Origin of the sequence: Segatella salivae F0493 (assembly GCF_000477535.1) — a bacterium.
Classification (GTDB): Bacteria; Bacteroidota; Bacteroidia; order Bacteroidales; family Bacteroidaceae; genus Prevotella; species Prevotella salivae.
Map to the genome: position 1 here is coordinate 18,683 of NZ_AWGW01000019.1, position 22,415 is coordinate 41,097.

Annotated in this window: 19 protein-coding genes; 10 read left to right on the top strand and 9 right to left on the bottom strand. The window is 38.9% G+C overall.

Going from position 1 to position 22,415, the window contains the following annotated elements; genetic code table 11:
• Window positions 1-154: 154 nt before the first annotated feature.
• Window positions 155-391: a hypothetical protein gene (locus HMPREF9145_RS13435; protein WP_155945275.1), complete on the top strand. Its 237-nt coding sequence runs from the start codon at window positions 155-157 to the stop codon at window positions 389-391.
• 182 nt (window positions 392-573) lie between these two features.
• Here the strand turns inward: HMPREF9145_RS13435 and HMPREF9145_RS05975 are convergent, their stop codons facing one another.
• From HMPREF9145_RS05975 to pgtP, 3 genes are read right to left on the bottom strand one after another with little or no spacing between them, the layout of a single operon-like run.
• A complete protein-coding gene (locus tag HMPREF9145_RS05975; protein WP_007133513.1) occupies window positions 574-1,914 on the bottom strand; it encodes a hypothetical protein in 1,341 nt (446 codons plus the stop codon).
• A 43-nt stretch (window positions 1,915-1,957) separates the two neighbouring features.
• A complete protein-coding gene (locus tag HMPREF9145_RS05980) occupies window positions 1,958-3,670 on the bottom strand; it encodes a glycerophosphodiester phosphodiesterase family protein (RefSeq protein WP_021825461.1) in 1,713 nt (570 codons plus the stop codon).
• Window positions 3,671-3,713: 43 nt separating this feature from the next.
• Window positions 3,714-5,108: a phosphoglycerate transporter protein PgtP gene (gene pgtP, locus HMPREF9145_RS05985; RefSeq protein ID WP_021825474.1), complete on the bottom strand. Its 1,395-nt coding sequence runs from the start codon at window positions 5,106-5,108 to the stop codon at window positions 3,714-3,716.
• Window positions 5,109-5,660: 552 nt separating this feature from the next.
• On the opposite strand from pgtP, the gene HMPREF9145_RS05990 reads away from it, so the two are divergent.
• Window positions 5,661-7,142, top strand: a complete 1,482-nt coding sequence (locus tag HMPREF9145_RS05990) for a tagaturonate reductase (RefSeq protein WP_021825493.1) — start codon at window positions 5,661-5,663, stop codon at window positions 7,140-7,142.
• Window positions 7,143-7,197: 55 nt separating this feature from the next.
• Entirely contained in the window at window positions 7,198-7,941 is a 744-nt protein-coding gene (locus tag HMPREF9145_RS05995) for a TIGR02757 family protein (RefSeq protein WP_036906853.1), read from the top strand.
• A gap of 7 nt (window positions 7,942-7,948) precedes the next feature.
• Here HMPREF9145_RS05995 and HMPREF9145_RS06000 read toward each other — a convergent pair whose 3' ends face one another.
• On the bottom strand, window positions 7,949-8,872 hold the full coding sequence (locus HMPREF9145_RS06000) for a glucosaminidase domain-containing protein (protein WP_021825455.1): 924 nt from the start codon (window positions 8,870-8,872) through the stop codon (window positions 7,949-7,951).
• Between the two features lie 78 nt (window positions 8,873-8,950).
• Between HMPREF9145_RS06000 and HMPREF9145_RS06005 the strand changes: the two genes are divergently transcribed.
• The 6 genes from HMPREF9145_RS06005 (at window position 8,951) to HMPREF9145_RS06025 (ending at window position 13,564) form a co-directional block, all read left to right on the top strand.
• Window positions 8,951-9,331 carry a 2-amino-4-hydroxy-6-hydroxymethyldihydropteridine diphosphokinase gene (locus tag HMPREF9145_RS06005; protein WP_021825525.1) on the top strand — a complete coding sequence of 127 codons (381 nt, stop codon included), beginning with the start codon at window positions 8,951-8,953 and terminating at the stop codon, window positions 9,329-9,331.
• Complete coding sequence (locus HMPREF9145_RS06010; protein WP_021825470.1) at window positions 9,328-10,599, top strand: M64 family metallopeptidase; 1,272 nt, start codon at window positions 9,328-9,330, stop codon at window positions 10,597-10,599. Before HMPREF9145_RS06005 ends, HMPREF9145_RS06010 begins: the two co-directional genes overlap by 4 nt.
• A 188-nt stretch (window positions 10,600-10,787) precedes the next feature.
• On the top strand, window positions 10,788-10,964 hold the full coding sequence (locus HMPREF9145_RS12795; protein WP_021825505.1) for a glycohydrolase toxin TNT-related protein: 177 nt from the start codon (window positions 10,788-10,790) through the stop codon (window positions 10,962-10,964).
• Complete coding sequence (locus HMPREF9145_RS06015; RefSeq protein WP_021825459.1) at window positions 10,964-11,488, top strand: hypothetical protein; 525 nt, start codon at window positions 10,964-10,966, stop codon at window positions 11,486-11,488. The genes HMPREF9145_RS12795 and HMPREF9145_RS06015 overlap by 1 nt, the downstream gene beginning before the upstream one ends.
• A gap of 115 nt (window positions 11,489-11,603) precedes the next feature.
• Complete coding sequence (locus HMPREF9145_RS06020; protein WP_231369764.1) at window positions 11,604-12,116, top strand: hypothetical protein; 513 nt, start codon at window positions 11,604-11,606, stop codon at window positions 12,114-12,116.
• 413 nt (window positions 12,117-12,529) lie between these two features.
• Window positions 12,530-13,564, top strand: a complete 1,035-nt coding sequence (locus HMPREF9145_RS06025) for a hypothetical protein (RefSeq protein ID WP_021825489.1) — start codon at window positions 12,530-12,532, stop codon at window positions 13,562-13,564.
• Window positions 13,565-13,647: 83 nt separating this feature from the next.
• Here the strand turns inward: HMPREF9145_RS06025 and HMPREF9145_RS13440 are convergent, their stop codons facing one another.
• Window positions 13,648-13,836: a hypothetical protein gene (locus HMPREF9145_RS13440; protein ID WP_155945276.1), complete on the bottom strand. Its 189-nt coding sequence runs from the start codon at window positions 13,834-13,836 to the stop codon at window positions 13,648-13,650.
• Window positions 13,837-14,463: 627 nt separating this feature from the next.
• On the opposite strand from HMPREF9145_RS13440, the gene HMPREF9145_RS06035 reads away from it, so the two are divergent.
• Complete coding sequence (locus HMPREF9145_RS06035) at window positions 14,464-16,830, top strand: TonB-dependent receptor (protein ID WP_021825450.1); 2,367 nt, start codon at window positions 14,464-14,466, stop codon at window positions 16,828-16,830.
• A 72-nt stretch (window positions 16,831-16,902) separates the two neighbouring features.
• Here HMPREF9145_RS06035 and HMPREF9145_RS06040 read toward each other — a convergent pair whose 3' ends face one another.
• From HMPREF9145_RS06040 to HMPREF9145_RS06055, 4 genes are all read right to left on the bottom strand, one after another.
• Window positions 16,903-18,204: a DNA recombination protein RmuC gene (locus HMPREF9145_RS06040; RefSeq protein ID WP_021825464.1), complete on the bottom strand. Its 1,302-nt coding sequence runs from the start codon at window positions 18,202-18,204 to the stop codon at window positions 16,903-16,905.
• Entirely contained in the window at window positions 18,201-19,505 is a 1,305-nt protein-coding gene (locus tag HMPREF9145_RS06045) for an MATE family efflux transporter (protein WP_021825448.1), read from the bottom strand. The genes HMPREF9145_RS06040 and HMPREF9145_RS06045 overlap by 4 nt, the downstream gene beginning before the upstream one ends.
• Before the next feature lie 240 nt (window positions 19,506-19,745).
• Window positions 19,746-21,281: an OmpP1/FadL family transporter gene (locus tag HMPREF9145_RS06050; RefSeq protein WP_021825456.1), complete on the bottom strand. Its 1,536-nt coding sequence runs from the start codon at window positions 21,279-21,281 to the stop codon at window positions 19,746-19,748.
• A gap of 29 nt (window positions 21,282-21,310) precedes the next feature.
• A complete protein-coding gene (locus HMPREF9145_RS06055; RefSeq protein ID WP_021825445.1) occupies window positions 21,311-22,339 on the bottom strand; it encodes a hypothetical protein in 1,029 nt (342 codons plus the stop codon).
• Between the last annotated feature and the right edge of the window lie 76 nt (window positions 22,340-22,415).

The window sequence follows — 22,415 nt, forward strand, 5'->3', positions numbered from 1 at the left end:
CCCGCAAACCACTTTTTTAAAGTTTTAGTGCTTGCGGGCCTCCCGCAAACCTCTTTTTAAAAGTTTTGATGCTTGCGGGCCTCCCGCAAATCACTTTTTAAAGGTTTTGGAGCTTGCGGGCCTCCCGCAAATCACTTTTTAAAAGTTTTGGAGCTTGCGGGCCTCCCGCAAATCACTTTTTAAAAGGTTTGGCATTTCCGCGGCTGGCGAAAGTCATTTCCCAAGTGGTTTGGCATTTCCGCGCTTGGCGAAAGTCATTTCCCAAAAGGTTTGGCATTTCCGCGCTCGGCGAAAGTCGTTTCCCGAATGGTTTGGCATTTCCGCGGCTGGCGAAAGTCATTTCCCGAATGGTTTAGCATTTCCGCGCTTGGCGAAAACCTTTCCGCAATAACTTACTTAAGATTGTAACGATTAACATTCACAAATGTAAACGATAGTGTTCTTGAAAACAAAAAGTGCCAGACAAAATGAATGTCTGGCACTATAGTTTTTAGAGAGTTAAGAAAAAGCCTCTACTCTGCTTTCGTCATCAAGACGTAAGTTTAGAGGAGGCTAATCTATAGAGATAGAACTTTAGAATACGAACTGCAAACGAGCCTGAACCTCATGGAAGTTCTTGTCGTAAGGCAAGAAATCCTTTGTCAGATGGTGATAAGTATAATCAACCATCACCTGTGCAAACTTGTTGAAGCTGTAGTTCAAACCGAGCGTATAAGAACGAACGGCACCACCGCCAACACTTGTTGATTTGTAAGGCCAGTCAGCCATGTAGCCATCAGGATAATACTGGTTACGAGCTACAGAGAAGTATTCACCCTTCACGATGTCGTTCAAACCTGTGTAGTTAAAACGGCCAACGATTTCCAATGAACGACCACTCAAACCACGAAGCACACCTTCGTTCTTGTCGTAGCTATAAGGATTACCGAAAATCATATAACCTGCTTCGATATATCCACCATGGAAATTGTTTGAGCGCAATGGATTGGCAGCAACCCATGCATCAAGTGTACCCCAGGTATCGATGTTGTTGTTGCTGGCATCAAAGAGAGTCTTTGAGTCGCGTTTCTTGGTGACATGCTTGTAAAGATATTCACCACGAACAAACATCTTCTGGTTGTGATAGAGTACTTCTGCACCAGCGTCAAAGACGTTTTCAGCCCAAGGAAGTTCGCAAGATACAAACTGCTCGTCTTCATCCACGAAGGTTTCCATGCTCTGACCGAGTTTCACCGTCTTTTTCAACACATTGTCTTCGGTAACACCGCCACCAACATGCTGGAAGCGAACGTTTCCACCAATAGCCAAGGTTTGATTCTCGTCGATGATTGGTCGATAGAGATAACGTCCTGAGAATACAAGACCATTATAACCAGCCTCAATCTTGTTGTATTGATTTTCGGTGAACACACCCTGGTAAGCCAAGAAGTGATCATTGGTATATTTGTAGGTAATACCCAACTCACGACCTTCACCGAGGGCATTTGCAGCACCTGCACGTGAGATGAAGTGATAGCTACCTAACGAGGTGTTGCGAGCCATAGAACCGGCGGCATCGTTATAATAACCACCTTTGATGGCATGACGGCCACCCTTGCTGTCTTCCTGAGCATATTGCAAGAAGATGTTCTTTTGACTGAACTTACCGCCACCGAAGCCAAAATCAGCATAGAAATACCAATTCTGATAGGTCAATGAGGTACGGATACGTGCATCTGAAATTGCTGCACCACTCTGCATTGGAGTGAAGTCTGTATGATAGTAGGCTGCATCAGCCATGAAGCGAGCTCCTACGGTGAAATGAAGGTCTTCGGCCTTGTTGTCGATAGTTACAGTCGGTTTAGAGTCGAAGTCCTGTGCGTTTGCTGACAATGCAGTGAGAGCCAGCAGAGGCATCAACATATATTTCTTCATATTCGTTTCTTACTTTGATTGTTTGATGGTATTTTGTTCCTGATTAATAGCCTAAAGCATCGAGAACAGCGTCGGCATTAGGTACCTTAGAAGGTGCCTGAGAGTTATCATAGAGCTGTCCGGGATGGAAAGGATTAGCGAGCTTAGCATTGCAACGGAATCCGTTTTCAATCATATAATGGAGAGAAATCTCCGAACGATTGGTGAAATATCCATCCATGTAAACAGGATGTGTGTCTGGTTCCTTGAATGTTGTGTAAGCAGTAGGCTGTACAGTTACATTGAGAACATCATCAAACTCTGTTGGGTTCTGTCCCCAGAAGTTTACATAGTAACCCATGTTTCTCTTCATCTGAGCATCAGAATCGAATGAATATGGATGGTTAAGCATACCCGCCTTGCGAATCATATAAGCTTGCCAAGGCTTGTTCATTTCAGGATAGTTGTTTGGAGCACCGGCGATAGATGGGCCAATGATGTGTGCACCATTGTCTTGTGCATATTTGATAATACTTGCATAACCAGAAGGTGTATCGAAAGCAATATCTGTAGCATAAGGGGTAGGTTTAGTAATCCACAACAAGTAGCACATTGGCACCTTACCCTTAAACACACCATAAGCACGATGCAAAGCATCAAAAGAGAAGGTTTGGAGAACAACCTTACCATTGGTGTTACCCACGTTCACCTTACCATTCTTATAGAAAGGACTGCTTGCGCTCTCAGGCTTTGTAATAATGTTCCAACCCCATTCATCAAGAATGTTATAAACACGAATCTCGATGTCTTTTGGGTTCAACCATGACTCCTTAAACTCTGGATAAATGCCAGGACGGTTGCCATTGTCGGCTGGGTCATTGACATAAGCCGTAGAACCGTTCTTGTCGCCGAAGCTATATTCAACGAAGTCCATGTATTTAGCAGCCTTGCTTCCTACTACACTTGGCTCGTCAACTTTTACTGCAGCCTTTGCAGCCTTGTAGATTTCAGCCAAAGTCATGTTCTGATATTCAGGCTTAATCTTGTAGGTAAGAACACGGCGACCATTAGCATCGCGGTTGAGCATCTTACCCATAGCATAGTTAATCTGATCCTGAAGAGCAGAAACATACAAGCCATCTGAATATTGAATAGAAGGCACACCACTGGCACTATATACCACTTTACCGTTGTGTCTTGCTGCGAAAGAAGCACGCTCCTGTTCTGGTGTAGCATCATTAAACCACTTACCAGCGTCAAGCATCAACAACTCGGCATAGTAATAAGACAAGGTGTAATTTGAACGGAAATCTTTTTTGTCGCGGTCATATTGTGCCTCGATATCAGCCTCTGTGAAATGCTGGCTGCCATCGGCATTACGGAAACTACGATAGAAATCCTTACGTACAGTTGGAACTTCATCAGAGAATACATCTTCGATATTCGTTGTGCGCTTCAGATTTTCATCATGGTTGGCCAATACCACACCATCTTTTGTTACCTGGAGGTCACTTTCCAAATAGTCTGCGCCCATGTTTCGTGCCCATCGCCATGCAGCTTCGGTCTCTTCTGGAGCCCAATAGGTTGAACCACGGTGTGCCATGCAAGCATACAAAGGCACATAGTCACGAACTTTAGCCATCTCTGGAGAAATCTGCTGCACTGCAATACGCTTTGCATCTGTGTTCTCGTTGGTGAACTCCTGCTCATCAGAACAAGAGGACAGGACTGATACGGCTGCTAACCCCAAGAGTCCTAATCTGTAAAGAGTCTTCATCTTTCTTTTGGTTTTAGTTGTTTATGATTTATTTTAATATCTCTTACTTTTCTTCTTGTGCTTTCTTTGCCAAATACTGCTCCTCGCGATAGGTTAAACCCATGAAAAGGATAGAGAATAGGCAAGCAATTATCAGAAGGATAAAAGTCCAGTTCCATCCGGCTGCTTCAGCTACATAGCCAATAACAATGTTAGCCAACAATGCAGTTCCAAGCACATAACCCATGAAACCGGTCAGTCCTGCTGCAGTTCCAGCTGCATTCTTGGGAGCCAGGTCAAGCGCCTGTACACCAATAAGCATCACTGGACCATAAATCAGGAAGCCAATGGCTATCAAACAGCCTATAACAACATTCACATTATCAATATTCTGCCAATAGACAACGATAGCTATAGCCACGAGTATCATGAACAAAATCGTAGGAAGCGCGCGGCGACCTTGGAACACTTTATCTGAAAGCCAACCACAAATAATAGTTCCAGGAATGGCAGCCATCTCATAAGCAAAGTATGCCCAGCCAGCACTCTTAATATCAATACCACGCTCGGTAAGAATAGTTGGTGCCCAGTCTAAACAACCATAGCGCACCATATAAACGAAAGCATTGGCAAAAGCAATATACCATAGGAACTTGTTAGTCAACACTATCTTGAAGATTTCCTTGGTTGAGAGCACCTCTTCAGCTTTCTCTGAATAGTTCTTTGAAGCCGAGCCACTCCACTTTTCAATTGAAGGTAAACCGCAAGATTGTGGTGTATCGCGAATCATACTATAAGCCATCAGCGCTATCAAGATAGCTACTGCAGCTGGGAATGCATAAGTTCCGATGAGGAAATAACGTTGTTCGTCGGCACCATAGAACCACGAACCAAACCAGAGTGCACCATAAACGGCCATTGGACCTACCAATGCACCACCCACGTTATGGGCACAATTCCAGAACGACATCCAGGTTCCACGTTCTTTAATAGAGAACCAGTGAGTCATTACACGTCCGCAGGGAGGCCACCCCATTCCATTGAACCAACCCACAAGGAAGTTCAACGCTGCCATAAACAGGATTGCAAATGACTTATGATCGGAACCTATCCACTGAATAGGAACAATCATAAAGAGCATCGAGATTGCAGCCATTATCAAACCTAATGGAAGGAATGTACGTGCATTACTACGGTCGGAAATGCTTGCCATAATAAACTTTGAAAAACCATAGGCGATGGCATTCATAGAAAGTACGATACCAAGTTCACCTTTCTCAAATCCAAAGTTGGCAAGCATAGGGATTGCCATTGAGAAATTCTTGCGAACAATGTAAAATCCAGCATATCCAATGAATATACCTAAAAAGACTTGCCAGCGCAGTTTCTTGTACCTTGCGTCAGCTTCTGGGCCGGTCTGTTCTGCTTTATAGGCCGGTGGGGTTAACAGTTTCCACATAATCGATTGTTATTGTATTTGGTTTTATTATATTTTATTCTTAACTTTAGCCGACAATATTCTATTTAGCGGACGACATTTTAGGAAGATTTGTTCTCCCTTCGACAAGGCATTGCTTACTCATCAGCCACTGATCTTTGAGCCATTCGCTTTATTTGGTTTTACCAAGTATTGTTTAAGGCAGACAATTTCTTGTCTCATAGCATTATTAGTTTCATTTCGGAATAATTTGAAAGTTATTCGCTTACACAGATAAGACTATTTGTTTCATTTGAAAACAAAGATATATGAATTATATTAATAACACCTAATTCATTAACATTTTTTATAAAGTTAATATCCCAAAAGCTTATCCATGCCATTCAACAGCCTGGCATTTAATGTTTATGAATGTATTTTCTTATTAAAATCTACATTATTGTTGATTTTATATTTTGATAGAAATAAAGCGTAAACCTTTACGTTGTTTTTTATTTGGACACCAATGCACTTCTTTACAAAATGATTATCTTTGCAAACAAAAATAGCATGTAACCAAACTAAAAACAAATCATGAAAGAATTAAAATCACTGAATTGTCGTACAGCACCAAAGAGTGTAATGCCAGAGAGAATCATCCAGTTTGGAGAAGGTAATTTTCTACGCGCCTTTGTTGATTGGATTGTTTTCAACATGAATCAAAAAACAGACTTCAACTCTTCGGTTGTAGTTGTACAACCTTTAGAACATGGTATGATAGACCGATTGAATGGTCAAGACTGTCTTTACCATGTGAATCTTCAAGGCAAAGAGGAAGGAAAACCTGTTGATACAACTACACGTATTGATGTTATCAGCCGCGCACTCAATCCGTATACACAATTCGAAGCCTTTATGGCACTATCAGAGCAACCTGACATGCGTTTTGTTATTTCAAATACCACCGAAGCAGGTATTGCCTTTGATGCGACTTGTAAATTTACAGATCAACCAGCATCAAGCTATCCAGGTAGATTGGTTCAGCTTTTATTCCATCGCTATCAATATTTTAATGGTGCTCATGACAAAGGAATGATTATCATGCCATGTGAATTGATCTTCCTTAATGGCCATCGATTAAAAGAATGTATTTATCAGTATATTGAACTATGGAAAGAAGACTTTGGAAGTGATTATGAAGGTTTTAAGGAATGGTTTACAGCAGATTGCTATGTATGTGCTACCCTTGTAGACAGAATTGTTCCAGGATTTCCACGCGAAAACATTGATGAAATACAACAGAAGATTTGTTATAAGGACAATCTTGTGGTAAAGGCAGAGAATTTCCATTTATGGGTAATTGAAAAAGCTGAAAATATGACTGTTGCCCAATTACAAGAAGAATTTCCTGCACACAGAGCCGGTTTGCACGTCCTCATTACAGATAATGAAAAGCCCTACCACATGCGTAAGGTAACTTTGCTTAATGGACCACACACCGTACTTTCTCCCGTAGCTTTTTTAGGTGGCATAAACATTGTACGTGATGCATGTGAGCATCCATTAGTTGGGAGATACATCCGCAAGGTACAATTTGATGAACTCATGCAGACATTGGATTTATCTGAAGAAGAACTAAACAAATTTGCAACAGATGTACTTGAGAGGTTTGAAAACCCATTTGTAGACCACCAGCTTACCTCTATTATGCTTAATGCTTTCCCGAAGTTTGAAACACGAGATTTACCTGGACTCAAAATATATTTGGAAAGGAAAGGCTCACTTCCACAAGGGCTTGTAATGGGTTTAGCAGCCATCATCACTTATTATAAAGGTGGAAAACGACTGGACGGGACGCCTATCCTCCCTAAGGATGATCCAAAAATCATCGAGAAATTGGAAGAGCTATGGAGCACAAGAGACACGAGAAAGGTAGCTGAAGGAGTGCTTGCCTTCGACTATGTGTGGCATGAAGATTTGAATAAAACCATACCAGGACTAACCGATATGGTTAAAGAATATCTTGATCTCATTCAAACTAAAGGTATGCTTGAAGCTTTACAATCCATCCTTTGAGATGGATTGTAGCACTACCATAATAGTGCTTAACTCTAAACTATCAGAATCATACATGAACAATAAGACCATTAGAATACTAAAGGAAGCAGCTCTTCAGTATGAAACAAAGGACTTTCTCTTAAAAGATCCCGCTTTGTTCATGCATATCCCCAAAGAGAAACACGACAAAGAAGTTATGGCCTTTATTGCATCATGTATGAGTTATGGTAGACGAGAATTATTTTTCCCTAAGATTCAGTATATCCTTGACTGCTCGAAAACAAAACTTTTTCAATGGATTCTTTCAGGAAATTATGAGCACGATATCCCAGACAATGAACAAAGTTTTTACAGGCTATATACAAACCATATAATGAATCACTTTTTATATAGACTAAAGCAACTACTCATCGCCTATGGTTCTTTAGAGAAGTTTGCAGCCTATCATGCCCCTGATCACAAAGCAATCACACTTATTAAAGCATTTTGTTCTTATTTTAACGAAATAGGACAAACACATATCATTCCCCAAAACACTCAATCAAGCTGCAAAAGACTTTGCATGTTCTTACGATGGATGGTTAGAAAAGATTCTCCCGTTGACTTAGGCTTATGGAATGATATCATTGACCAGAGAACATTAATCATGCCCCTTGATACACATGTTATTCAAGAGGCAAATCGATTGGGATTGATAAAGACAAAATCAACAAGTATGAAAGTTGCGTGCGAACTTACAGAAAAGTTGTGCAAAATTTTCCCCGAAGACCCATTAAAAGGCGACTTTGCTCTCTTCGGTTATGGCATTAATAACTAAACGTTTATCAATAAACTCTCAACACATCACCAACACGAAGTTGATAATCGGGTGAAAGATGATTCATCTTATACAAACTCTTTAATCTAATGCCATAGAATTGCGCAATGCTATACATGCTATCATTAGGTTTCACTATGTGGGGACGTCCTTTATAGGCTTTATCAGCATGCTTTTGTTTCTTCTTGAGATAAATAACTTCTCCTGGCTGCAGAACATCATTCTTATTGCGTTCATTATATTTTGCAATCTTTCGATAAGAGAGATCCACCTCTTGCCCAATCTTTTTGAACGTATCACCTGCACGAGCAATGATATAATAGTTCTTATTATAAATCTTTATAGGGTGAAGCGTCATGCCCTGCGTAATGGGCTTATCATATCCTCCTCGTTTAGCCATGAACTTATCGTAATGCTCAGCACAATCAAGTTCATATAATTTATAAAGTTCTATCAGCTCTATCAGCTTATCTGCATAAACAGGATTAGTTGCATATCCACAAGCCTTCAGACCGCGAGCCCAACTACGGTAATCTGTACGTTGAAGAGAGAATAAACTACGATAACGTGTGTTTTGACTTAAAAATTTACTATGATCTTCATAGCTTTGTTTCGCATTGTCATAAGCTCGAAAACATTCATTGCGTTCATCATCATCATGATAAATTGTATTACCACCCCAGCCATGACATTTGATTCCAAAGTGATTATTGCCTTTTACTGTGAGTTCGCTTCGACCAGCACTACTTTCAAAAATACCCTGTGCCAATGTTATGCTCGCAGGAATATTATATCGGAGCATTTCTTCAATGGCTAAGTTTTTATATTGATCAATATAGCTTTGATAAGTAGAATTCCAACGCATCTGTGCCGACACATTGGATACATTAAGCAAACTTGCAAACAAGAAAAGGGACAATTTCTTTACCATGCCGGCAAATTTACAAAAACAAATAAAAAACTACAAGATTTTATGATGGCTTTTATTAATTATTAGTACTTTTGCAACATGGCTGACGAAAAACAAATCATCATAGCCATAGGGTCTAATTACAATCCACGGCATAATCTATCGCATGCAGAAATGATTTTGAGGAAACATTTCCCTAATATCATTTTCTCTAAGCCGATGCATACAACTCCAATTGGTATTGTTTCTTCCGATTTCATCAATCGTATTGCACTGTGTTCTACGGTCAAACCACTTGACATGATTCTCAAAGACATCAAACAAATGGAACAAACATGTGGTAACACAGATCGATTGAGAAGACAAGGGATAGTTGTTATTGACATTGATATCTTAAAATATGGCGATAAGAAAATGCACATAGATGATTGGCAACGCCCATATATCCAGCAACTCCTTAAAGAAATGAATCTGATATGAAAAAGATCTGCCTTCTCATTGTTATTTTTACAAGTTTACAACTCAAAGCACAATCCTTTGACGAGTATTTTACTGATAACACACTTAGAATTGATTATATCTTTTCAGGTGATGTTAATCATCAACAGATTGCATTAGACAAGCTCAATTGTTCGCCCCACTGGTATGGAAAGCATAAGCGACTGAGTGAACTTCCTGTTGAAGGCAATGGACAAATTACAGTTCGCGACCATAAATCAAATGCTGTTATCTATCGCAATTCTTTCTCCACGCTTTTCCAGGAATGGCTATCATACGATGAGGCAAAGAAAACTTCACGTAGTTTTGAAAATGTGTTTCTTGTCCCTATGCCAAAAGACACTGTAGACATTACGATAGAACTAAAGAACAACAGACGAGAAACACAGGTGAGCTTTACTCACCAAGTTACGCCAGGAGACATCCTCATTCGTAAAATTGGATACAACAATCGTACTCCATTTGTACAAATGCTTACTCCGAAAGATTCTACCAACTGCATTCACATTGCCTATATTGCAGAAGGATATCAAACTTCAGAAATGCCGACATTTATCAATGATGTTAAAAACACAATGGAAGCTTTGTTTGCACATGAACCTTTTAAAAGCATGAAAGACCGCTTTTCAATTGTCGCTGTTGAAGCACCATCAAAAGATAGTGGAACCAGCGAACCTTCAAAGGGAATATGGAAGAATACAGCACTAAGCAGTCATTTTGATACTTTCTACAGTGATAGATATCTGACTACGCTCAACCTGAAAGACTTGCACGATTGGCTTGCTGGGATTCCCTATGAGCATATCATCGTCTTAGTGAACACAAATCATTATGGTGGTGGAGGCATTCTCAATTCCTATAACCTGTCAATGGCCCATCATCGCCTCACGCGCCCTGTGGTAGTTCATGAGTTTGGCCATAGTTTTGCAGGACTCGCCGACGAATATGCATACGAAGCAGAACAAATTCCTATGTATCCTCATGATATTGAACCATGGGAGGAAAACATTACGACTTTGGTTGATTTCAAATCGAAATGGAATGATTTAATTAAGAAAAACACTCTCATCCCCACCCCAACAACCCCTGCAAATAAAAATAAGGTTGGAGTATATGAAGGTGCAGGCTATTCTGTTAAAGGAGTATATAGGCCTATGCAGGATTGCCGAATGAGAACCAATGAAAACCCCGAATTTTGTGATGTTTGTCGAAGAGCACTTACAAAAATCATTGACTTCTATACAAAATGAAAATCTGAAAACTATAGTAAAACGAACAAAAGTGCAAAATCATTTGTAATGTAAAGACGTTATATCTATTTTTGCAAAATAAATAATAGTAATAACAGGCAAAAGATAATACGATTGAGAAGCCAAAAAGATGAACGATAAAAACAAAAGTTACAAAATAACTACATAGGGTCAGTTTCGAAGATTACATGGGGATAGTTTCAACGATTTTTTCCATTCTGAAAGATATTTCTGTAGAACAAGGTTCTATTACACCTTGGTTTAATCAACCTGGACAAGGTAGTCAAATTATGTTCTCTGAAGATATTGAAGAACTGATTAAGGAGGGGAAAATAGAAATTCGCAATTTAAAGGAAATAAAGTAATGGAAATTTCAATAAACGAAAAAAGTGTTTTAGAGTTAAATCAACCACAAACTTTTCATCGAGAAGATTTTATTTGTATAAAACTTCATAGTGTTGTAGAGCATGTATATGTATATAAAGAAAACAAATCAGAGGGATTTACAGCCTTTGGATTAGTATATCCTAATAATAGAGGGATTTCATTAGAGGAAATTGAGTCTATCGCAAATAAACTAAATATACTAAAAAAATATATATATCCCAAAACGGGATATACTGCATTCCGATTGAAGATTGCTAATGAGATAATAACGCCTTTCGTTATTTTGATGTGTAAATACGTCTTCTATTTTGGACTTATGGCAGGTGATTATTCTAGAGGCCCAGAAACAAAGATTCTATTATTGGGAATAAAAAAGTATGAAAAAAAAATAGTCTACAAATTTGCTCCCGTTGCTCTAAATTCTATTTATCAACAGGCTGTGCTGACGGATTCTGTTCATGGTTCATTTTGCAATATAAGAGAGGATATAAGCCATTCGTAACAATGATGTCAAAAGAAATTGAAATGGAGGGAAGATTATGAATATGAGAAAGTTCTTTTTAGGAGGATTAGTATTTTGCCTTGGAAGTCTTATCTTTTTTATATCAAGATGCAATATGATTGACAAAAGCAGTTATTATGTCCTTGAATATCGTACTGGTAATACTGGTAATGACAATGAGAAAAAGATATATGCAGCAAGTATTATCCTTGTGGCGAATGCTCCTTGCCTAAAGAACTCATTAAAGAGAAACTTAGAAACTTTCTTTTGGAAAAATATAACACTGGATACAATAAATAGATATAACTCTATGTATGGTTATAGGTTTTATAGGGAGACAAAATATCTCACTAAAGATTTTAAAGAAGGGGGGCAATATAATCCGGAATTTAGTAGCTGGGATAATACAATGGACTGGAGAAATCATCTAGAAGATAGATTAGGAGAGGTATGTTTTTTTTGCCGAGAGGATAAAACAGGATTTTATGTTTGTAGTATCGCCAAGCAGTCTATCGTTTTTCATTGGTTTGAACCTCCTTATGAAGATTTTGAGTATGGAGAAGATTTTGATAATATAAATGACTTCTGGAAAAAGAAGCGAAAAGAATTAGGAATTGACAATACGTGATATTATGACTACAGATGGTTTATGTGCATGGGGCATCCTCCAATACATGAGAGGATACAAACCTTTTGTGACTATGATTCTAAAAGAAACTAACTTTGAAAATGTATTGAAATAATGATATTGAATAAGATAAAAATAAAATCATAATAGCAAAGATTCCATATCGCTCAATAGCGATATTGCTTTTTATAGTTTTGCTATCGTCTTGTTTCAAAGAGACTGCTGTTCCAATCGAGTCTGTATTCTCAATAGAATTGTCATAAGACAAAATCTCTCCTGTAACTATCCAATTGAAAAATGAGAGTTATGGGGCAGATGAATATGAATGGACTTTTTCCAGCAGTTCCAATCAGAGAGACTCGGGAACACGAACCATTTAGAAATATGATATTAACAACAAAATAGTTTCAAGCATGAGATATATTGAGTCAAGAACAATAGAAAAAGTCAAAAGTTTCTGTCCCAGTAATGGGGACTATGCCTATACCAAAGGGCAGAAAGGTTATTTGTGTATCAATGGGGTACTTTTAGAAAAAGAAAAAGCTCCTTTAGAGCTTTCTCTTAGAGGGAAGTATATGTACGTATGGTACAGTTCAGGTAAATTTGAACTATACGAGGGGCATACACTTTTGAATAGTATAGAAAGTAATACTCATTTACTAAATGAGCAAACACAATATATCGGCAAACATTTTTTGGAATTAGATACATATAGAAGGGGGTACAATTTCGCCTCTCCAATTGATGGACAACTGATATTGCCTGAGTTTATTCCCTACATGCTGTATGTGGAAGATGATACAATTATTGCCTATGATAATTTTAGCGGAGAGTTCAAACGAATAAATACTCAAACCGAAACTCTCTGGCAATTTCCTCTTTCTTCATTGGGAGGGACGGAATATGAACCTGACGGAACCGACAAAATAGACAAGATATTGGGAGTTATCCATGGGAATATCTGGTTTTATACAGATTTTTATAGATTGGTAGCTTTGGACTTGGAAACGGGAAACAAAGTATATTCATTTGATTGCTTTGGTGTCTATTTAGACAAAAGAACAAACAACATATTTGCAATTTCATCAAATGTGATTACGATAATCGACACGGAAAAGTTAGCAGTTATAGAACGGTATGATTTCCTTGAAACTGATCCCACGGGTATAGGAACATACCGAAGAGTATTCAGTCCGATGCTTCAAGGAGACTATTTTACCTTTTTGGGTGAGAAAGAGGAGGACTTCGGTAGCAACATGCGTCGGATCGGCATTTTCGATTATAAAGCTCGCAAGCTGGTTTGGGAATATGAACTCATCAGCATAGATGAATACGAACAAACACGTAACCACTTAGTGCCTTCCAAGCCTTTGTATATGAGCGGAGATAAATTGTATATCAAAGACATCAAAGACAATTTACATATCTTTGAAAGGAAAGCAGAGTAGAGGCTTTTCCTTAACTCTCTAAAACTATAGTGCCAGACATTCATTTTGTCTGGCACTTTTTGTTTCTAAGAACTCCATCGTTTTCATTTGTGAATTTTAATCATTACAATCTTAAGTAAATTGTCACGGAAACGACTTTCGCCAAGCGCGGAAATGCCAAACCATTCGAGAAACGACTTTCGCCATGCGCGGAAACGCCAAACCTTTCGGGAAATGACTTTCGCCGACAGCGGAAATCTTCTTTTTGGCCTTTCTGCAGTGTGCAGAAGCATGAAAAACTTCTTTTTGGCCTTTCTGCAGTGTGCAGAAGCATGAAAAAGTTTCATTTGGTGTTTCTGCAGTGTGCAGAAGCGTGAAAAACTTCTTTTTGGCCTTTCTGCAGTGTGCAGAAGCATGAAAAAATTCTTTTTGGCCTTTCTGCAGTGTGCAGAAGCATAAAAAAGTTTCATTTGGTGTTTCTGTCGTGTGCAGAAGCATGAAAAAGTTTCATTTGGTGTTTCTGCAGTGTGCAGAAGCATGAAATTCTTCTTTTTGGCCTTTCTGCAGTGTGCAGAAGCGTGAAAAAGTTTCATTTGGTGTTTCTGTCGTGTGCAAAAGCATGAAAAAGTTTCATTTGACGTTTCTGACGTGTGCAGAAGCGTGAAAAAGTTTCATTTAGTGTTTCTGTCGCGTGCAGAAGCGTGAAAAAGTTTCATTTGGTGTTTCTGTCGTGTGCAGAAGCACAAAAAAGTTTCATTTGGTGTTTCTGTCGTGTGCAGAAGCATGAAAAAGCAAGATGAGTTCATAATGCTTTTAATATTTTATGTTTTAAAAGGCAGATGATGATTCTTCAAAATATCAACAGCACATGATGGTTTGCTATACAATAAGCTTTCTATATTTACGTTTATGAAATAGATATGAAAACAAGATTCTCTTTAATCATCCTTTTCATTGCTTTTGTGCTTCACATGCAAGCGCAGAGTTTCATGCTTCACGGCACCGTACTGGATAGTTCGGGCAAACCTCTTGAGTTTGCCACCATTAGCAGTCAAGGAAAAGTGACGTTTTCATCTCTTAAAGGCACGTTTTCTCTCACATTGCAAAGTGCAGATTCAGTTGTCGTAAAGTTCTCATCTATTGGTTTCAAAACAAAAACACGCATTTTGAGAAAGCCTAAAGGTACTCAGAAATTGATGATTACACTCACTGAAAGCCAAAACACGTTAGGTACTGTTGACGTCAATGGGCAGAAAATTCAAACGGGACAAAACCAACAATTAAAGCAAGAAGATTTGGACAATGTACATGCCGCCAACGGAAATAGTGTCGAAAAACTTGTTCAACTGCAAGCCGGTGTGTCTACTCACAATGAACTTTCTTCACAATATAACGTTCGCGGTGGCGCCTTTGATGAAAATAGCGTCTACATCAACGGCAATGAAATCTATAGACCCTATTTGGTCAGAAGCGGACAACAAGAGGGATTGTCGGTCATTAATCCTTATATGGTTGATAAAATCGACTTCTCTACGGGTGGATTTGCAGCCAAATATGGAGATAAGATGTCTTCTGCATTAGATATTATCTATAAGAAGCCCAAGGACTTTGAAGCCAAGATAAGTGCAAGTTTGATGTCAGCCGATGCCTATGTGGGTATTGGCAACTCAAAGTTTTCGTGGTCTAACAGCATTCGTTACAAGTCTACTCATAATCTTTTGGGCACATTAGAAACTACGGGAGAATATAGACCACGTTTCATGGACTATCAAACCTATTTGAGTTATACCCCCAATGATCGTTGGACAATAGACGTTATTGGGAATATAAACCTCAATAGTTACAACTTCCTTCCTGTATCTCGGGAGACAAGCTTCGGCACTTCACAGAATGTTAAGTCGTTCCGTGTATATTTCGATGGACAGGAAAAAGATGTATTTAAAACTTATTATGTTTCGGCATCTATCACTCGTCACCTCGGAAAAAACACAAGATTATTGCTCAATGGTGCGGCATTCAGCACACATGAAAAGGAACAATATGACATACAAGGCCAATATTGGCTCACCCAAACAGAAACAAGTGAGAACCTTGGTGTAGGGACTTATTTTGAACATGCACGCAATTATCTTAATGCAAATGTAGGAACATTGAAGCTGATGCTACAGCATAGGGCAAATAAACATCAGGTAGAAGCAGCCGCAAGCCTAAAGAAAGAACATATTGAAGAGCGTAGTAGTGAATATGAGATGCGTGATTCGAGCGGATATAACATTCCTCACAATCCCCAGATTCTTAATCTTATTTATTCACTTCGTGCACAAAACACAATCAATGCAACACGCATCGAAGGCTACATCCAAGACACTTGGAACTTTACAAGCAAAGGTGAACATACGCATTTCACATTGAACATGGGACTGAGAATGAGCCACTGGAGTTTTAATCAAGAGACCATCGTCTCACCACGTTTGTCATTAGGCATTATCCCTGCCTTCAATTCGAATGTCACATTCCGCCTTGCGACAGGATTATATTATCAGGCTCCTTTCTTCAAAGAACTCCTTGATACGACAACAACGAACCATATCACAACAGCAAAGCTTAATGAGAAGATTAGAAGTCAGCGTTCTATTCACTTCATTGCAGGCTTCGACTATCGATTCTTTGTGGGCAAGCGTCCCTTCAAGTTTACTGCTGAGGCTTATTACAAGATGCTAAGTAACCTCATTCCCTACTCTATCAACAACGTGAAAGTGATTTATTATGGGGCAAATGACGCTAAAGGACACACTGCCGGCATAGACTTTAAGTTGTATGGAGAGTTTGTTCCGAACACAAACTCATGGATTAGCCTCTCGCTGATGAATACTTCTATGCAACACCATGGCATAAACATGCCTCTGCCTACAGACCAACGTTATGCCTTTAACATGTTCTTTACCGACTATTTCCCTGGTACTGAAAGGTGGAAACTATCATTGGCGATGACCTTTGCAGATGGTTTGCCATTCTCTACTCCACATAATGAACTCAAAAGAAGTGCCTTTCGCGCACCTGCCTACAAACGCGTTGACCTTGGCATGAGCTATAGACTAATTGACAACACAAAGAAAACGTCGGCTGTAGTCAAAAACATTTGGTTAGGCATTGAATGCTTAAACTTGTTTGGTATAAGCAATGTGAACAGTTATCATTGGATAACGGATGTGAGGAATGTGCAATATGCCGTCCCAAATTATCTCACAGGAAGGCAGCTAAACACACGAATTACAATTGATTTATAAGCTAAAAACAAACAGGAATAAGTGCAAAGGAGATTTGCTTGCACCCATTCCTGTTTGTCATTTCATTGCTTTTCAGGCTTCATCCAACCGCATCTGTGTCTCTGGGATTGGTGCATTTGCACTCTCTTTTACTCCCAAAACCTTTAAATCATTTGCTTTTTGAACAATACTTTGCCGACCGGTATATGCTTTTTTATAAGCCTCATCATAATCTTTATGCAGTGTTTCTATATCCTTTCCAACCTTATCGAAACGCTTAATGAAGTCGCCCACACGCCGAAGCATTTCATCGGCTAAGTCATAGACACGCTTTTGATTCTCTGTTTGAGCATATTGACGCCATGCTATTTGTATAATCTTCAAAATAGCCATAAGATTTTGTTGACTGGTTATAAAGACTTTCTTCTCAAAAGCATCATGCCACAACTTCGGATCGGTAAGTAAAGCGAGTTGCAAAGCGCCTTCGTATGGAACATACATAATCACAAAATCAATCGCACGGCGAGGTGCTTTGATATATGATGTGTAATCTTTCTTAGATAAAGAAGTAAATTGCGTGCGAATGCTTTTCACCACATCGTCAGCATATTTCTTTTTAACAATCTCATCTTCTGCATTCATATAGTTTGCATAGGCATCGATTGTCATCTTCGAATCAATAATAATATCCTCATTATTGGGATAATGAAGAATTACATCGGGAATCATTCTCTTTCCACTTTCCTCATTCGTAAGAACATTACCTCTATCATCCGACAAGGTTTGTTGAACGTCATAATCCACTCCTAAGCGTAAACCTTGACTGTCAAGCAAGTTCATCAAGGTGAGTTCTCCCCAATTTCCTTGCACCTTGTTTGCGCCTCGCATAACGTTCGTTAGACGTGTGGCAGAAGCATCTATCTTTGCAGTTTGCTCTGCCATCGACTTCAATTGTTCTGAAAGAGAGGCCGTACTCTTAGCCGTTTCATGATTCGTCTTGTCAATAGCCTGTTGTAACTGTTCTATGTTTTGTTTGAGAGGTTGTGTTATATGACTCATAGACTCAACATTCTCAGACTTCAACTTCTGTGTGGTTTGATCTAAAATCTTTGATGCAAGATTTTGGAATTGCTCTTGAATGGTCTCTAACTGTTGATCAAACTGCTTTTGTCGAAGTTGTTGTTCATTTGAACTTTGCTGATTACGCAATTCTGTTTCATGTTCAAACCTATCTTTTAAGCTCTCAATCTCTTTTTGATGTTGCGCTCTTTCTGCCTCCAACAGAGTATGAAGTGTACCAACAGCCAACTTACTCTCATTCAGTTTTCCATTAAAAAAGATATAAGAAGCAAGGCCTCCTACAAGAATTCCTACTAAAATATATACAACTATCATTTATTAATAAGTTTTAATTGAACACGATTTAACAGCACCTTTTCCACAATGCCTCGTACAAAGAGGAACAAAATAAATGCCAACCACAATGCATGATTACCCAGCAGAGATGAAAATAAGAAATAAATGGCGAAGAAACACATCGCTGCCAAGAACGAAGACACCAACATATAGCGTGTCATCGTGGCTCCAATGAAGACCCCATCAAGCACAAATGCGAGATAACCAGAAAGAGGAATCAACACAACCCAATAGAAGTAATCACTTGAGACAGATAGAACCTCCTTGCTATTTGTGATTAGTGTCAAGAAGAAATGTCCTCCACCTATATATAATAAGGTACCGACAAGCGCCAGCCCTACCCCCCAACGCAACAACTGAGAAGTGTAGTTTTTGAATGAACATAAATCTTTTGCCCCAAAAGCTTTTCCACATAATGCTTCGGCAGCAAAGGCAAAGCCGTCAAGAACGTAGGAGAAGATTGAGAAAAATGTCATCAACAAGGTATTAGCAGATAGGATAAGATCTCCTTGTCTGGCTCCAAATGCAGTAAAAGAAAGGTTCACTGAAACCAAGAAGAGCGTACGGATAAAGATATCTCTATTTACTAAAAACAAGCTAATCCATTGAATAGGAGTATGCAAAGACGTTGACTTCTTGCGTAGTTTCTCCATGTTTCTATAAGCAAACCATAATCCAATGAATGCGCCACTCCATTGTGCTATTACGGTACCTAAAGCCACTCCTTCTATTTTCATCCCTAAAACTATAACAAAGAAAAGGCTCAAGATGATGTTTACAACATTCTGAAATAGAGCTATCATCATAGGAATGCGAGTGTTTTGTAGACCGATAAACCATCCATTTAATGCATAAAGCATCAGCATTGCAGGGGCTCCCCAGATGCAAATAAAGAAATAAATGCGAGTAAGTTCACTCACGGCGTCAGATGGATGCATTATCCACAATGAGAGTTTACAAAGAGGAAGTTGTAAGATGAGAAACAAAAGGCTTATAGAAAGGGCTACTATCATCGACCTTTTAAGTACTTGAAGCACAGCCTTATAATCCTTCTTTCCCAATGCTTGAGAAGTCATTCCGCTGTTTCCCATACGCAAGAAACCAAAAATCCAATAGATAACATTAAATATCATCGACCCAACCGCAATGGAACCAATATAGGTTTCAGACCCAATATGACCAACAATTGCAAGGTCGACAAGACCTAACAGCGGAACAGTTATATTGGAAATGATTGACGGAAGCGCCAATTTCAAGATTGAATTATCTATCAAATTCATAACTACAAAAGTAGTATAAAAAAGAAAGAAAACAAAGGAAACAAAAGAAAAAGGAGCTTGTCTCACGACAAACTCCTTTCAAAATTTTAATTTAAACCATGTTAATCGCTTAAATGAATGCTCTATTTTATGTTTATTCTTATTCAGTTCACCGCATCTTTTAATTGTTTTCCTTGCATTAAAGCAAGTCTAACATTCTCAAAATCGAACTGATGGATTCAGAATTTCATCTATAATAATTTAGAAGCGATAGCCTAATGTCAACAATAACTGATGACGCTTGTTATTTACTTTTGTTGCAGTTGCAATGTTGTCTTCTACAGAAGTTCCACTGCCTTCATAGTAGTTCATGAATGGGAAGAACTCTCCTTTCTGAGCACTATATTGATATGCAAGGTCTACATTAAAGTTCTTATGTGCATATCCAAGTCCACATGTGAAACGATTTGTATCTTTCCAGTTCACAAAACTTGTTGAACTTGCATAGTAAGAACCTGGAGAAGAAACTGAACCATTCTTTGCTCCTTTCTCATTAAACATTGCACTGAGATAATTATAACCCAAACGCAAAGACAATTCAGGCATAACCTTGAACTCAGCACCTAACTTTAAAGTATGAACTCCTTTCAAAGTTGCCTCTGTTTGTTTATTCATTGCAGCATCTTTATGGCTGGTTTCATAATAGTCTCCATACCAATAATCATAGTAACTGCCATCTTTTATGCGTGTGCTTGTCGCTCCATAATCAGCATATTCATACGTAGCACCCAACGCAACTACATTATTTATGGTGTGACCAAGGCTCAAACCAAACTTCCAAGGCGTATCAACTCTGAAATCATAAGATTCATTTGTTGGTACAACTTTAGTACCATCAGTCATTGTTGAGTAATTGGCTGTGGTCAAATCATACCATGTTGGTGTGTTTACATATACACCGACACGGAATGCACTCGCATCAAATGGACGGAAAACAGCACCTAACTTTACATCATATCCTGTTCCTGTTATCTCCCGATTATCATTCAAAGTCAAACCAGGAATATGATCTGCATTCGTTGCAAAGTTCTCCGTATATTCTGAATAGTTACGATAATGCACATCATGAAGACCAAAAGTCAAACCAAGATAGATGCGGTTGTTGATGTTTCCACTCAAGTTTACATCGTATTCTCCTATATAACCTTTACTTTCTCCATTGTATAAGTAACCCGTTGCAGGATAATAATTATATTGTCGGCTAACATTATTGTAGAGAAGATTATCCATATAAAGACCATCTACTTGACTATAAGTCATGCTTTTCTTATCCTTGAAGATTCCATTGCGGTACTTCTCATAGGTCAACTTATTCTGTGAAGCATTTGACAACGTATTCGCTGCACTTAAAATCTGGTCAAAGTTACGGCTCTTATGATAATTGAAACCTATATTAAACCCAGTTTTCGGCGATTTATTCAATACATACACAAATCCCAACTGATCGAAACTTGCATTTGTTTTGCCAAGCGAATTGAACTTAACAGCATCTTGTTGGCTGACAAGGCCTAAGGACATATCAATCTTTGACTTACGGAACAAGCCGATACCAGCAGGGTTTGAACTCATTGTTGATATATCTGCACCGAGTGCTTCCATAGCACCTCCCATACTCACATAACGGGCTGTACCATTCAAATCGTTATCAACGAGCTTTGTATTCTCATAGGTTTCCTGAGCCATTGTAGGCATTCCAAAAAGGGAAAGCACTACAACAGACATATATAATTTCTTCATATTCGTTATATTTTAAGCGTTTTTAATTTCTATCTACGACCTCCAAACGAACCACCGGAATGGAAACCGCCGCCTCCAGCGCCACCGCCTGAGAAGCCTCCACCAGAGAATCCGCCACCTGAATGAACGCTACCACCAAATGAAGAGCCTGAGTTAAAACCTCCTGAATTGTAAGAACGTGTCGGCACTTGATTGTAGTTATCACGTGAAGGATAGTTATTATAAGAGCGAGAAGGTATTCTATTGTCGCCATTATCATACGAACGACGATCATCTATACTACGAGAACCTCCAAAAAGGCCTCTGTTTCCAACCCGAACACCAGCATCTTGCATTGCAGCTGCACGGCTTGCACCTGCACTCATGCGTGAACCTCCAAATGAACCACGTGGAAATGATGCTGTCTCTGAACTATAACTGTGATTCATTGTGCCTGCAGGACGATTATAACTTACATAGCCACCATAATATGGATAGCCATAATAGCCGCCGTAATACCATGGGCTATACCAACCGCCATACCAGCCAGCATAACCATAATAGGGATATCCATAGCCATAATATCCGCTATAATACCATGGATCATAGAAGGGGTCATAGAATGGATCATAATAACCATAACGCCAACGTGGACCATATCCCCAATAAGGACCAAAGCCCCAACTATAACTATAATACCAAGGATCATAGTAACCATCCCATCGGCTCATCCTACGTGTATAGCGATAATCATCATTATCAACAATAGTATCGTAGTACTTACCAACAAAAGTCGTGTCAATATATACTGAGTCAGGATAGACACCTACACCTTTTGTGAACTGAATGATGTCATTTCCCTTTTTGTCTGTACCAATTTTCTGATAGTGACTCCAATATTTTCCACGATGATTATATTCATCTACGTTTCTATCACTACCCGAATAATACGTAGACTTCTCTGTAACGGAGTTGTATTCCGAACTCTTTTTCGGTGTGAAATAGAGGTCGTCATCCTGTGCCATTAATGAAAGTGGCAATACTCCAGCAAGGACTGTCATGAGAACCAATTTCTTCATATCATTACTTTGATTTTAAGTTTATATTCTTTTTCACCTACAAAATTATATAGATATATACTACAAAAGTAAGGAA